Source organism: Nonomuraea antimicrobica (genome assembly GCF_039536965.1).
Taxonomy (GTDB): domain Bacteria; phylum Actinomycetota; class Actinomycetes; order Streptosporangiales; family Streptosporangiaceae; genus Nonomuraea; species Nonomuraea antimicrobica.
On sequence record NZ_BAAAZP010000020.1, the window covers coordinates 41,065 to 54,864 of the forward strand.

Here is a 13,800-nt window from a genome sequence, read left to right on the forward strand (position 1 = left end):
CCCTCCCCGCCCGGCGTGCCCATAAGGGACACAACCCTAGCGCCGGTACGCGAGTTGCCGCTTGAGGCACGCCGAAGGTTTATCGGCGTGTGTGATCGGAGAGCATGCTGTCGAGCCCGGCGGTGGGCTCGTCCGATAGCTGCCTGCGGCCTTTCCTGCGCCAGTTGACGTGACCGCGGCTCTCCAGCCAGAGCAGCAGCCGGTCCGCGCCGAACAGCACCGCGGCGGCGAAGACGAGGGCGACGACAATGTCCATGCCCCCAAGTCAATCTGCGGCACCGGGCGCCGGTCAGGCCGACACGCCGACTAACCGGCCACCACCGTACCCTCTGACGTGCGCAAATGCCCCTCACCCGTATAGATCCACTTGGTCGAGGTGAGCTCGGTCAGCCCCATCGGGCCACGCGCGTGCAGCTTCTGCGTGGAGATGCCGATCTCGGCCCCGAACCCGAACTCCCCGCCGTCGGTGAACCTGGTCGAGGCGTTGACCGCCACGGCCGCCGAGTCGACCAGCGCGACGAACCTGCGCGCGGCCCCCTGCGAACGGGTGACGATGGCGTCGGTGTGGCCGGAGCCGTAGCGCCTGATGTGCGCCACCGCCTCCTCCAGCGAGCCGACGACGGCGGCGGCGATGTCGAGCGAGAGGTATTCGGTGTAGAAGTCGTCCTCGGTGACGGGCACGACGCCGGTGCCGTGGGCGGCGATGCGCTCGTCGCCGTGCACGGTCACGCCCGCCTCGCGCAGCGCCTCCAGCGCCTTGGGCACGAACGCGGCGGCGACGGCCTCGTGCACGAGGAACGTCTCGGCCGCGTTGCACACCGACGGCCGCTGCGCCTTGGCGTTGAGCAGGATCTGCACGGCCAGGTCGACGTCGGCCTCGGCGTCGACGTAGACGTGGCAGTTGCCCACGCCGGTCTCGATCACCGGCACGCTCGACTCCTCGACCACCGAGTTGATCAGGGACGCGCCCCCGCGCGGGATCAGCACGTCGACCAGCCCCCGGGCCCGCATGAGGTCCTTGACCGAGTCGCGGCTCTGCCCCGGCACGAGCTGGACGGCCCCCGACGGCACCTCGGTGCCCTCCAGCGCCCCCTGCATGATCTTCACCAGCGCGGTGTTGGAGGAGTAGGCGCTGGACGAGCCGCGCAGCAGCACCGCGTTGCCGCTCTTGAGGCAGAGCGCGGCGGCGTCGACCGTGACGTTGGGACGGCCCTCGTAGATGATGCCGATCACGCCCAGCGGCACCTTGAGCTGGCGCAGCTCCAGGCCGTTGGGCAGCGTGGTGCCCCGGACGACCTCGCCGACCGGGTCGGGCAGGTCGGCCACCTCGCGAACGGCCTCGGCGATGGCCGCGACCCGTGTCTCGTCGAGCCGCAGCCGGTCGATCATCGCCTCGGACGTGCCGCCCGTCCTGGCCCGCTCGACGTCTTGGGCGTTGGCCTCGACGATCTCCGCGGCGTGGGCCACCAGGGCGTCGGCGATCGCGCGCAACGCCCGGTCCTTGGGCGCCCGCGGCAGCGGGGCCAGCTCGGCGGCGGCCTCTCGTGCCGCGCGGGCGACCTTCAGGAACTCTTCGGACATCGCGTGCTCCTCATCAAGTTTCAGCTATCGGATTTCAGCTATGGGCTTCCAGTATGACGATGTCGTCGCGGTGGATCAGCTCGCGTTCGTATTCCGGACCGAGCGCGCTCGCCAGCTCCTTCGTGGAGCGCCCGAGCAGGCCGGGGATCTCGGCGGCGTCGAAGTTCACCAGCCCGCGGGCCACCACGAGCCCCTGCGGGCCGCACAGGTCCACCGGGTCACCCGCCGCGAACTCACCCTCCACCGACGTCACCCCGGCCGGCAGCAGCGACTTGCGGCGGCCCACGATGGCCTCCACTGCGCCCTGGTCGAGGTGGAGCCGGCCGCGCCCGGTGGTGGCGTGGGCGAGCCACAGCAGGCGCGTGCCGGGATGCCGGCCGCCTGGGTGGAAGTAGGTGCCAACGTCGGCTCCGGCGAGCGCCTGGGCGGCGTGGGCGGCGGCGGTGAGCACCACGGGCACGCCCGCGCCGGTGGCGATCCTGGCCGCCTGCACCTTGGTCACCATGCCGCCGGTGCCGACCGCCGCGCCGTTTCTGCCCAGCTCGACGCCGACCAGGTCTTCCTGGCCACGGATCTCCGTCAGCCGCCGCGAGCCGCTGCGGCTGGGCGGGCCGTCGTAGAGCGCGTCGACGTCGGACAGCAGCACCAGCGCGTCGGCGTGGATCAGGTGCGCCACCAGCGCCGCCAGCCGGTCGTTGTCGCCGAAGCGGATCTCGTCGGTGGCCACGGTGTCGTTCTCGTTGACGATGGGCATGATGCCCAGCTCCAGCAGCCGCGTGAGCGTGCGCTGGGCGTTGGCGTGGTGGGCGCGGCGCATCATGTCGTCGGCGGTCAGCAGCACCTGCCCCACGCGCAGCGAGTAGCGGGCGAAGGAGGAGGTGTAGCGGGCGACGAGCACGCCCTGCCCGACCGAGGCGGCGGCCTGCTGGGTCGCGAGGTCACGCGGTCGTGCGCTCAGCCCGAGCGGGCCGAGGCCCGCCGCGATCGCCCCGGAGGAGACCAGGACGATCTGCGTCCCCGTACGGCGCCGCGCCGCCAGCACGTCCACCAGCGCGTCGACGCGATCGACGTCGATCATGCCCTGGGGGGTGGTGAGCGAGGAGGAGCCGACCTTGACAACGACCTTCGACGCTGAGCTGATCTGTTCCCGCACGTCTGGCAGCCTATCCGCTCGGCGTCCGGCAAATTGCTGCATTGACTGCAACACTACAACGAGTGTAGGTATTTGCCCATGGATACCCGTACCTATGTCGTCACCGGAGCCGCTTCGGGCATCGGCGCCGCCACCGCCGACCACCTGGCCGAGGGTGGGGCGGAGGTGATCCGCTGCGATGTACGCGACGCCGACGTCATCGCCGACCTGACCACCGCGGAAGGACGCGAGCGGCTCGTGTCCGAAGTCGCGGCGCTCTCGAAGGGCAGGATCGACGGCCTGGTCGCCGTCGCCGGCCTGGCCGTCCCCTCGGAGCTGACCGTACGTCTCAACTTCTTCGGCACGATCGCCACCCTGGAGGGCCTGCGCCCGCTCCTGGCCGCCGCCGAGCAGCCCAGGGCCGTGGCCGTCTCGTCCCTGAGCGCCATCGTGGCCACGGACGAGAGCCTCGTGGCCGCCTGCCTGTCCATGGACGAGGAGGCCGCCGCCGGGGCCGTCCGCCAGGCCGTCGAGTCCGGACGGGGGCGCATCGTCTACCCGTCGAGCAAGCTGGCGCTCAACCAGTGGCTCCGCCGTGCGGCCGTCACCTCCGACTGGGCCGGCTCCGGCATCCCGCTGAACGCGGTGGCGCCGGGCGTCGTGGACACGCAGACGGCCAGGACGACATTCCTCGACGACCCGGCCACCCGCGACTTCGTCGCCTCCGCGATGCCCCAGCCCCTGGGCTTCCCCGGCCCGGTGGCCGCGATCGCGTCCCTGCTCGCGTGGACGGTCAGCGCGGCCAACTCGTTCATGACCGGCCAGATCCTGTACGCCGACGGCGGCGCAGAAGCCACCCTCCGCCAGACCCCCTAAAGCCCCTCGAACCCCACGTTCACCAGCACCCGGACTCCGCCGAGAAGCCCGAACCCGACAGGCCGACCCACCCCCCTCAACCCACCCTGAGAGCCTCTCAGCGGGCCGCAGACGTCACCGGTCACTGCCCCCGGGGCAATCCCAGCGGGCCTCGGACACCACAGTCCTCAGGCCCGCACACAGCCGCACCGCCGCACCGCCCACCCGCCCGCCTGCCGCCCGCCCGCCGCTCTGAGCAGCGGGAACCGGCCGCTAACCCAGGCGGGTGTCGGTCCCCCGCGGCCCCTGCCGCACCGACTCCGCGCTCAGCGTCGGCTGCCAGTCGAAGACATAGCCGCCCTCCATCGGCCCGATCACCACCTCGGCCCCGGCCGTGGCGCCCGCCTTGGCCAGCTCCTCCTCGACCCCCAGCCGCTCCAGCCGGTCGGCGAGATAGCCCACGGCCTCGTCGTTGCTGAAGTCGGTCTGCCTGATCCACCGCTCCGGCTTCTCACCGGTGATCTGGAACAGGCTCTCGTTGACCTTCCGCACCCGGAACCCGGCGTCACCGAACTGCTTGGGCCTGATCACCAGCCGCGTCGGCTCCTCGACCGGCTTGTTCGCCCTGGCCGCCGCGACCCACTCGCCCATCGCGTACGTCAGGTCCCGCAGCCCGTCACGCGTGGCCGCCGAGATCGTGAACACCCGCAGCCCGCGCTCCTCGAACTCGGGCGTGACCAGCTCGGCCAGCTCTCGCGCGTCGGGCACGTCGGCCTTGTTCAGCACGACCATCCGCGGCCGGTCCTCAAGCCTCCCGTACGCCCGCAGCTCCGCCTCGATCACCTCGTAGTCGGTGATCGGGTCGCGCCCCGGCTCCATGGTGGCGCAGTCGATGACGTGCACGAGCATGTCGCACCGCTCGACGTGCCGCAGGAACTCGTGCCCGAGCCCCTTGCCCTGCGACGCCCCCGGGATCAGGCCGGGCACGTCGGCGACGGTGAACACGTTCTCGCCCGCCGTCACCACGCCCAGGTTGGGGATCAGGGTGGTGAACGGATAGTCGGCGATCTTCGGCTTGGCCGCGCTCAGCGCCGCGATCAGCGAGCTCTTCCCCGCGCTGGGGAACCCGACCAGAGCCACGTCGGCGACGCTCTTGAGCTCCAGCATCGCGTCGAGCGCATCTCCCGGCTCACCGAGCAGCGCGAACCCGGGCGCCTTGCGCTTGGTGCTGGCCAGCGCGGCGTTGCCGAGCCCGCCGTGCCCGCCCTGCGCGATCACGTAGCGGGTGCCGGCGCCCACGAGGTCGACCAGCACCTCGCCCGTGGCGGCGTTCTTGACCACGGTCCCGTTGGGCACGGGGAGGATCACGTCACCCCCGTTGGCGCCGTCGCGGTTGGAACCCTGGCCCTGCTTGCCGTTGTCGGCCTTGCGGTGCGGCCTGTGGTGGTAGTCGAGCAGGGTCGCCGTGTTCGGATCGACCTCCAGGACGACGTCACCGCCCCGCCCCCCGTTGCCCCCGTCGGGGCCGCCCAGCGGCTTGAACTTCTCCCGGTGGATGGAGGCACACCCGTTCCCCCCGTCACCGGCCTTGATGTGCAGGACCACCTGGTCCACAAAGTCCGGCATCCCGAATCCCTCCATCGCCCCGGCAGGGGCATCTCATCCGAAGCACTACCCGGCGATCACCACGGAACGCCGGGCAGCGAGAAAACGCCAAAGGGGCGGATCGACACCAGATCTGTCGATCCACCCCTCAAGCAACACCCAAAGGTCGGGAGAAGGAGGAAACCCTACTCCGCGACGGGAACGATGCTCACGGCCCGACGGCCGCGCTTGACACCGAACTGCACGTGACCGGCGGTCAGCGCGAACAGCGTGTCGTCGCCACCACGGCCCACGTTGTCACCGGGGTGGAAGTGGGTGCCACGCTGGCGGACGATGATCTCGCCCGCGTTGACCAACTGGCCACCGAAGCGCTTGACGCCCAGGCGCTGGGCGTTGGAGTCACGACCGTTCCGGGTGGACGACGCGCCCTTCTTGTGTGCCATCTCTCAAACTCCCGTTCAGGCCTGCTCGATACCGGTGATCTTCACCTGGGTGTACCGCTGGCGGTGACCCTGGCGCTTCTTGTAACCGGTCTTGTTCTTGTACTTGAGAATGCGGATCTTCGGGCCCTTGGTCTCGCCGAGGATCTCGGCGCTGACCGTGAACTTGCCCGCCTCGGTGGTCACGTCGCCATCGTTGACGACGAGCACCGTCGGCAGCGAAACCGAAGAGCCGACCTCGCCGGCGACCTTGTCCACCTCGAGGACGTCACCGACGGAGACCTTCTGCTGCCTGCCGCCGCAACGAACGATCGCGTACACCGCGGAACCCTTCTACTGACTCACTGTTGCTCTCGAACATCAGCCACCCCAGGGAAGAGGTGGCCGCCGAATGCTGCGCCTGTCATTCGGCCTGTCTCAAACCGACGAACCGAGCAAGCGCGCCAACAGGGCGCGTCACCTGACGCACCGGTTCACCAGGGTACCGGATTAACGGTGCCCTAGGCGAACCGGACGGATCATCGGAAGTCTGCCGAGAAGCTACTCGGCCGACTTGGCTCGGCGGGAGCGTCGCCGCCCCCTGCCGGAAGTCTGGCTTGCCTGGTCGTCCTCAGCCGGGACGTCTTCAAGCGCACCGGTCACGGTATCACGGCCGGAGGAGTCCTTGGCCGCGGAAACCTTGTCGGAGACCGCCTTCTCCACGGCCATCTTCCCCTGCGTGCCGCGCGCCTCCGGCTTGGCCTCGACCGGCTCCGTGGAGACCAGCAGCCCACGCCCGTTGCAGCACTCGCACGGCGTCGAGAACGCCTCGAGCAGCCCCTGGCCGACCCGCTTACGCGTCATCTGGACCAGCCCCAGCGAGGTCACCTCGGCCACCTGGTGCTTGGTCCTGTCGCGGGCCAGGCACTCCAGCAGCCGCCGCAGCACCAGGTCGCGGTTGGACTCCAGCACCATGTCGATGAAGTCGATGACGATGATGCCGCCGATGTCGCGCAGCCTGAGCTGGCGGACGATCTCCTCGGCCGCCTCCAGGTTGTTCCTGGTGACGGTCTCCTCGAGGTTGCCGCCCTGCCCGGTGAACTTGCCGGTGTTGACGTCGACGACGGTCATCGCCTCGGTACGGTCGATCACCAGCGAGCCGCCGCTCGGCAGCCACACCTTGCGTTCGAGGGCCTTGGCGAGCTGCTCGTCGATCCGGTACGACCCGAACACGTCACCGTGGTCGCCGTCCCACTTCGACAGGCGCTCGGCCAGGTGCGGGGCGACGTACTTGACGTACTCGTCGACCGTGTCCCACGCGTCGCCGCCCTGGACGACCAGGTTCGTGAAGTCCTCGTTGAAGACGTCGCGCACGACCCGGATGGTCAGGTCGGGCTCGGCCGACAGCAGCTCGGGCGGGCTGGCCGACTTGGCCTTCTTCTGGATGTTCTCCCACTGCGCCGACAGCCGGGCCACGTCGCGGGCCAGCTCGTCCTCCGAGGCGCCCTCGGCCGCGGTGCGGACGATCACGCCGGCGTTCTCCGGCATGACCTTCTTCAGGATGCTCTTGAGCCGCGTGCGCTCCTTGTCGGGCAGCTTGCGGCTGATGCCGGTCATCGACCCGTCCGGCACGTACACCAGGTATCGCCCGGGAAGGCTGATCTGCGAGGTGAGCCGGGCGCCCTTGTGACCGATCGGGTCCTTCGTGACCTGCACGAGCACCGACTGGCCGGACTTCAGCGCCGCCTCGATCCGCTTCGGCTGACCCTCCATGCCGGCGGTGTCGAAGTTCACCTCACCGGCGTACAGGACGGCGTTCCTGCCCTTGCCGATGTCCACGAACGCCGCCTCCATCGACGGCAGCACGTTCTGGACCTTGCCCAGGTAGACGTTGCCGACGTAGGACTGGCTCGCCTCGCGGTTGACGTAGTGCTCGACGAGGACGCCGTCCTCCAGCACCGCGATCTGCGTACGGTCGCCGTGGCGGCGCACCACCATCATGCGGTCGACCGACTCGCGACGGGCCAGGAACTCCGACTCGGTGATGATCGGCGGACGCCTGCGGCCGAGCTCGCGCCCCTCACGGCGGCGCTGCTTCTTGGCCTCCAGCCGGGTGGAGCCGCGCACGCTCTGCACGCCGTCGGTGGCGGTGTCGAGCGTCGCCGTACGGCCCGAGCGCGGCGCGCGGATGCGTACCACGGTGTTCGGCGGGTCGTCGCTGGCCGGCTCGGCGCCCTCGTCGGTGCCCCGGCGGCGACGCCTGCGGCGGCGGCGCGAGGAGGAGGACTCCTCGTCGTTGGCCTCCTCGGCCGACTCTTCCTCGGCCTCTTCGTCGGACTCCTCGCCGTCGTCGGACTCGTCGCGGTCGCGGGCCTTGCCCCGGCCCCTGCCGCCCCTGCGGCGGCGGCGGCGCCGGCCGCCGCCCTCCTCTTCTTCCTGCTCGTCGCCGGTGTCGAGGTCGGTCTCGTCCTCGGCCGCCGACTCGTCGACCGGCTCCTCGGCCTCCTCGGGCACTTCGGGCACTTCGGGCTCGGCGACGGGCTCCGGCTCGGCCTTCCTCGTGATGGCGGGCTTGCCCCGAGTGGGGTCGGGCGCCTGGAACAGCGGCGCGAAGATGGCCGCCGGCCGCTGGAACGCGGTGCCCGGCTCGTCCTGCCTGCGCGCGGTCATCCCGAAGGGGTCGGCCAGCAGGCTGGGCCGCATGGCGTCCTCGTCGAGGTCTTCGCCGGCGGGCTCGTCGTCGAGCGGCTCGTCCTCGGGCAGGCTCTCCAGGATGTCCTCGTCCTCGGCACCCGCCTCGGCGGCCCACGCCTGCGCGCCGGCCCCCACGGCCCGTCCGGCCACAGCGGGCTCTTCGGCCCTGGTCGCCTGTCCGGCCCCTGCCGTCTGCCCGGCCTCGGCGGCCTCACCTGCCTCGGCGCCGAACGGCGCACCGGCTTCGGCACCGCCCGAGGGCGCCGCGACCTCGGCCCGCTCGGCGGGAGCCGCCGCCACCGCACCGGCCCGCGCCGCGGAATCCTCCACGGAGCGCACCTCTGCGGCCGGCGCCTCTTCCTGCTCGGCCTTCTTACGCGTCCTGCGCCGCCTCGCGGGCTCCTCCGCGACGGCCTCGGCGGTCTCGGCGGGCGTCGTGCCCTCCGGGAGCGCTCCCGCGGCCTCCGTCTGGGCCTCTGCCTCGGCGGCCTTCTTCGTCGTACGCCTGCGTGTCGTCGTCGCGGTGGACCGCGTCCGCGTGGCCCTCTTGGGCTTCTCGGACGCGGCCTCGGCGACGTTCTCGGAGCCGGTTCCTGCCGCGCTCTCGGCGACGGCCTCGGCCACGGCCGCCTCGACCGGGCTCTCCACGACGCCGCCCTCGGGCCTGCTCGCGGCAGCGCCATTCCCGAGCGTCGTGCCGACGCCGCTCTCCGTGGCGGCCGGGCCGCCCCGGCCCGCCGCCGTGAGCAACTCGGGCGCCGGCTCTCCGGCCGCGCGCTGCACGGCGTGGCTCTGCACGGACTGCACATCGGCCACGGACGGCGCCGTCTGCGCCGCCACGACGGTGACCGGGACGGAGGCAGGCTCCTCGGGCTCCGGCGGAGGACCCGCGGGCCGGCTGGAGCGTCGACGCCTGGTCACCGTCGGCTGTTCAATTGTCTCCCCGTCAGGGCCATTGGCCCCGGCGTTGGGCTCGTTGTCGAGCATGCGGGCGTTCTCCCGTCAGCTCCCGGGCGCGTCGCCGCGCCGCGCAGGAGCCCTCGTGTCTCGTTGTCCGCCGGCGCTCTCGCGGAGAGCGCGCCGGCGCCAAGTCCTGTCAGCGGTCGTGCTCGGCTCTTGCCGGGCACTTCCTTAACCGGCGACGTGCTCACCCGCCGGTTCCGCCTCGGCGCCGCGCGTGATGTCGCGGTCAAGGCCGAGCGGATCGGCAAGTGCACCGGTGCTCGCGTCGAGCGGCCCCTGCGCCAGCCTGGTCACCTCGGGGGGAACCGGCGGCGCGAAGTCGGCCACAAGGCGCAGCCCTGTGAGCACATCGTCGGGTCGAACGGCAGGCGTCAGGTGCCGAACGACCATGCGCAGTATGACACACGGCCCTCCTAGCACCTGAGCTGCGGTTCTGTCTGTTCCCTCGGAAACCGTGAGCCTCAGGACGGCCTGCCGCGCGTCGAAGCGGCGGGGACCCTTCTTGGTCAGGCGCTCGACTTCCACCATGTCTGCCGCGAGAAACTTCTGCGCCGCACCCTCGGCGAGCTCGCGATCGGCACCGGGCAGCCGTACCTCCCAGTCGGAGACCTCCAAGCGATCGGCCAGCCCACCCGGACCCGCCTCCACAACGTCGAGCACATCGAGCCCAGGCGGCAACGACTCGTCCAGGCTCAGTCTGACCTGGCCGGGGTCGCACGGCGCGGTAACACCGATCTCGAGGTATTCGGCTTCGCTGGCGACGCCGGTCGGCGCCGCGCCCGCGTAGGAGATCTTCGGGTGGGGCGAGAAACCCGCGCTGTACGCCACCGGAATGCCGGCACGGCGGACCGCCCTCTCGACGGCCCGCGAGATGTCGCGGTGGCTGGTGAAGCGCAGGCGGCCGCGCTTGGCGTAACGCACACGCAGGCGCTGCACCGTAGGCGCGGGCGGAGGCCCTTCGGGAACAGGTTTCAGAGCTTGTCGTCCTTCCCTTGTAAGAGTTCCTCGTCCCAGGATAAGCCGCCTCGGCGCATGGACGTGTACGCCGAGGCACGGCTCGCCCACTGAGCGCGCTAGACCACCGTAAGAGGAAGGAGTTTTCGCCCTGTTGGGCCGATTTGAATTTCGGTGCCCATGGTCGGGCAGACACCGCAGTCGTAGCACGGGGTCCAGCGGCAGTCTTCGACCTCACCGCCGGAGACGGCCTCCTGCCAGTCCTGCCACAGCCATTCGCGGTCGAGACCGGCGTCGAGGTGGTCCCACGGCAGGACCTCGTTCTCCTCCCGCTCGCGGATGGTGTACCAGTCGACGTCGACGCCCGCCTTCTCGGCGGCGGCCATCCAGCGTTCGTACGAGAAGTGCTCGCTCCACCCGTCGAACCGGCCGCCGTCCTCCCACACGGCCCTGATCACGGCCCCGACCCTGCGGTCGCCCCGCGACAGCAGGCCCTCCACGATGGACGGCTTGCCGTCGTGATAGCGGAAGCCGACGGCCCGCCCGAACTCCCTGTCGCCCCTGAGCGAGTCGCGCAACGCCTTGAGCCGCCGGTCGACGGTCTCGTGGTCGGCCTGCGCCGCCCACTGGAACGGGGTGTGCGGCTTGGGCACGAAACCCCCGATGGAGACCGTGCACCGGATGTCGCGGCTGCCGGTCGTCTCGCGGCCGGCCCTGATGACCTTCTTGGCCAGGTCGGCGATGGCCAGCACGTCTTCGTCCTGCTCGGTGGGCAGCCCGCACATGAAGTAGAGCTTGACCTGCCGCCAGCCCTGCGAATAGGCCGTGGTGACGGTGCGGATCAGGTCTTCCTCGGTGACCATCTTGTTGATCACCTTGCGCATGCGCTCCGAGCCGCCCTCGGGGGCGAACGTCAGGCCCGAACGCCTGCCGTTCCTGGAGAACTCGTTGGCCAGGTCGATGTTGAACGCGTCGACCCTGGTGGAAGGCAGCGACAGGGAGGTGTTGGTGCCCTCGTAGCGGTCGGCCAGCCCCTTGGCGACGTCGCCGATCTCGGAGTGGTCGGCGGACGACAGCGACAGCAGGCCGACCTCGTTGAATCCGGACTGCTTGATGCCGTTTTCGACCATCGCCCCGATCGTGGTGATCGACCGCTCGCGTACCGGACGCGTGATCATGCCCGCCTGGCAGAACCGGCAGCCCCGCGTGCAGCCGCGGAAGATCTCCACGCTGAACCGCTCGTGCACCGTCTCGGCCAGCGGCACCAGCGGCTTCTTCGGATAGGGCCACTCGTCGAGGTCCATCACCGTGTGCTTGTGCACGCGCCACGGCACCTCGGGCCGGTTGGGCGCGACGCGCTTGATGCGGCCGTCGGCGTGGTAGTCGACGTCGTAGAACTTCGGCACATAGACCCCGCCGGACTCGGCGAGCCGCATCAGCAGCTCGTCGCGCCCGCCGGGTCTGCCCTCGGCCTTCCACTCCCGGATGACCTCGGTGATGGCGATGGAGATCTGCTCCCCGTCGCCGAGCACGGCCGCGTCGAGGAAGTCGGCGATCGGCTCGGGGTTGAACGCCGCGTGGCCGCCCGCGAGCACGATCGGGTCGTCGTCGCCGCGGTCGACGGCCGACAGCGGGATGCCGGCCAGGTCGAGCGCGGTCAGCATGTTGGTGTAGCCGAGCTCGGTCGAGAACGACACCCCGAGCACGTCGAAGGCACGCACCGGCCGGTGCGCGTCGACGGTGAACTGCGGGACGCCCTCGCTCCGCATGAGCTTCTCCAGGTCCGGCCAGACCGCGTAGGTGCGCTCGGCCAGGGTGCCGGGAAGCTCGTTGAGGATCTCGTAGAGGATCGCCACGCCCTGGTTGGGCAGCCCGACCTCGTAGGCGTCGGGGTACATCAGCGCCCACCGCACGTCGGCGGAGTCCCACTCCTTGACGGTCGAGTTGAGCTCACCCCCGACGTACTGGATGGGCTTCTGCACCTTGGGCAGCAGCGCTTCCAGGCGGGGGAATATCGACTCGACAGACATACCGCCAAGCGTAGCGGCGCTCAGACGGTGGCGGGCCCGGGAATGTCTATGTCGTTCCCGCTGAGCACCAGCAGGTCATGGCCCTCGCAGCAGGTCAGTTCGACGGCGATCACGCCGCTCTCCAGGTTGTGAACGGCTACGACATGACTCGCGGGCAGCAGGAAGCGCTCTTCGCGGTGGGCCAAGAACCTGCTTCTAACTGAACGACTGTCTTCGTACCCTGATGGCCTGAAGAAGCCCAACCGCGATCAGGTTCGCGAACGTGGCGGTACCGCCGTACGACACGAACGGCAGCGGCAGCCCGGTGATCGGCATGATGCCGATCGTCATCCCCACGTTGATGAACGTCTGGAACGTGAACCAGCACACGATCGTGCCCGCGACCAGCGTCCCGAACCTGTCCTCGCACTGCCGGGCGATCTTCAGCCCGCGGAGCAGCACGACCCCGAGCAGCACCACCACCGTGACCGATCCGAGGAAGCCGAACTCCTCCCCGGCCACCGTGAAGATGAAGTCGGTGTGCTGCTCCGGCACGAACCGCCCGGTCGTCTGCCCGCCGCCCAGCAGTCCCTTGCCGAAGAGCTGCCCCGATCCGATCGCGATCATCGACTGCGTGCTGTTGTAGCCGACGCCGCGCGGGTCCACGCTCGGATCGACGAACGCGGTGAACCGCGCCACCTGATACGGCTCCAGCATCTGGAAGTAGAACACCGCGAACACCCCGATGCCCGCGATCATCGACAGCAGCGCGAGCCAGCGTTTACGCACGCCCGAGATGACCAGCCCGGCAGCCGTGATCACCGCCAGCACCAGCGCGGTGCCCAGGTCCGGCTGGAGCATCACCAGCCCCATCGTGAGCACCGCCGCGAACAGCGCCAGCATCACGTCCAGCCCGCGCGGCCGATCGGTCCCCTCGGCCGGCTGCGCCAGCAGCATCGCGATGATCAGCAGCAGCCCCACCTTGGCGAACTCCGACGGCTGCACCGCGAAGCCCCCGCCGAGCAGGATCCACGAGTGCGACCCGTTGATCGTCGCCCCCAGCGGCGTGATCACCAGCCCCAGCCCGACCAGCGACAACAGGAACACCAGCGGCGCGTACGCCCGCATCGCCCGGTGGTCCACCATGGCCACGAGCCCGCACAACACCACGCCGATGGCCTCGTTGAGCAGGTGCTTCTTCACCAGCCCCGTGGACCCGGGCGCCCAGGTCCTGGTGGACGACCACACCAGCAGCGTGCCGATCACACACAGCCCGAACACCGCGACCAGCATGAGCCCGTCGAGCCGCCGCACGGTCGAGTTCTCGCGCGCCATCCGCCGCAGCAGCGAAGGCCGCCGAATCGCCACAGCCCGCATGCTCATCACCCCCCACCCCCCATCCCGCTGCCACCACACACCCGCAAAGGCCCTCTGACGCCCAAAGAACCACCACCCCCACAACCAACCCCCCAAACCTCACACCCCACCCACCGCACCCACACAACTCGCCCCCCAATACCCACACACCCCCGCACACCCACACCCTGCATCCCAAGAGCCACACCACCCCGCCCCACACCCTTCACCC

The 13,800-nt window shown here is 70.4% G+C and carries 12 protein-coding genes; 1 reads left to right on the forward strand and 11 read right to left on the reverse strand.

The window, feature by feature from the left end; genetic code table 11:
* Positions 1 to 79: 79 nt before the first annotated feature.
* The 3 genes from ABD844_RS07275 to proB are packed head-to-tail and all read right to left on the reverse strand — an operon-like array spanning position 80 to position 2,776.
* On the reverse strand, positions 80 to 256 hold the full coding sequence (locus ABD844_RS07275; RefSeq protein WP_344874251.1) for a hypothetical protein: 177 nt from the start codon (positions 254 to 256) through the stop codon (positions 80 to 82).
* A gap of 50 nt (positions 257 to 306) precedes the next feature.
* Positions 307 to 1,581, reverse strand: a complete 1,275-nt coding sequence (locus tag ABD844_RS07280; RefSeq protein ID WP_344874253.1) for a glutamate-5-semialdehyde dehydrogenase — start codon at positions 1,579 to 1,581, stop codon at positions 307 to 309.
* Positions 1,582 to 1,615: 34 nt separating this feature from the next.
* Positions 1,616 to 2,776, reverse strand: a complete 1,161-nt coding sequence (gene proB, locus ABD844_RS07285) for a glutamate 5-kinase (RefSeq protein ID WP_344874255.1) — start codon at positions 2,774 to 2,776, stop codon at positions 1,616 to 1,618.
* 36 nt (positions 2,777 to 2,812) lie between these two features.
* On the opposite strand from proB, the gene ABD844_RS07290 reads away from it, so the two are divergent.
* Positions 2,813 to 3,589 (forward strand): SDR family oxidoreductase, encoded by a 777-nt coding sequence (locus ABD844_RS07290; RefSeq protein WP_344874257.1) that lies wholly within the window; start codon positions 2,813 to 2,815, stop codon positions 3,587 to 3,589.
* A 252-nt stretch (positions 3,590 to 3,841) separates the two neighbouring features.
* On the opposite strand, the gene obgE is transcribed toward ABD844_RS07290, so the two are convergent.
* The 8 genes from obgE to rodA form a co-directional block, all read right to left on the reverse strand.
* Positions 3,842 to 5,194: a GTPase ObgE gene (gene obgE / locus ABD844_RS07295; RefSeq protein ID WP_344874259.1), complete on the reverse strand. Its 1,353-nt coding sequence runs from the start codon at positions 5,192 to 5,194 to the stop codon at positions 3,842 to 3,844.
* A gap of 164 nt (positions 5,195 to 5,358) precedes the next feature.
* Positions 5,359 to 5,616: a 50S ribosomal protein L27 gene (gene rpmA / locus ABD844_RS07300; protein WP_020546367.1), complete on the reverse strand. Its 258-nt coding sequence runs from the start codon at positions 5,614 to 5,616 to the stop codon at positions 5,359 to 5,361.
* Positions 5,617 to 5,631: 15 nt separating this feature from the next.
* Positions 5,632 to 5,934 (reverse strand): 50S ribosomal protein L21, encoded by a 303-nt coding sequence (rplU, locus tag ABD844_RS07305; RefSeq protein ID WP_043634375.1) that lies wholly within the window; start codon positions 5,932 to 5,934, stop codon positions 5,632 to 5,634.
* Positions 5,935 to 6,153: 219 nt separating this feature from the next.
* On the reverse strand, positions 6,154 to 8,436 hold the full coding sequence (locus tag ABD844_RS07310) for an Rne/Rng family ribonuclease (protein WP_344874271.1): 2,283 nt from the start codon (positions 8,434 to 8,436) through the stop codon (positions 6,154 to 6,156).
* 981 nt (positions 8,437 to 9,417) lie between these two features.
* Positions 9,418 to 10,170 carry a TIGR03936 family radical SAM-associated protein gene (locus tag ABD844_RS07315; RefSeq protein WP_344874262.1) on the reverse strand — a complete coding sequence of 251 codons (753 nt, stop codon included), beginning with the start codon at positions 10,168 to 10,170 and terminating at the stop codon, positions 9,418 to 9,420.
* Positions 10,171 to 10,322: 152 nt separating this feature from the next.
* Positions 10,323 to 12,233: a TIGR03960 family B12-binding radical SAM protein gene (locus tag ABD844_RS07320; protein ID WP_344874265.1), complete on the reverse strand. Its 1,911-nt coding sequence runs from the start codon at positions 12,231 to 12,233 to the stop codon at positions 10,323 to 10,325.
* A gap of 20 nt (positions 12,234 to 12,253) precedes the next feature.
* Positions 12,254 to 12,418, reverse strand: a complete 165-nt coding sequence (locus tag ABD844_RS07325) for a hypothetical protein (protein WP_344874267.1) — start codon at positions 12,416 to 12,418, stop codon at positions 12,254 to 12,256.
* A 10-nt stretch (positions 12,419 to 12,428) separates the two neighbouring features.
* Positions 12,429 to 13,589, reverse strand: a complete 1,161-nt coding sequence (gene rodA / locus ABD844_RS07330) for a rod shape-determining protein RodA (protein ID WP_344874273.1) — start codon at positions 13,587 to 13,589, stop codon at positions 12,429 to 12,431.
* Between the last annotated feature and the right edge of the window lie 211 nt (positions 13,590 to 13,800).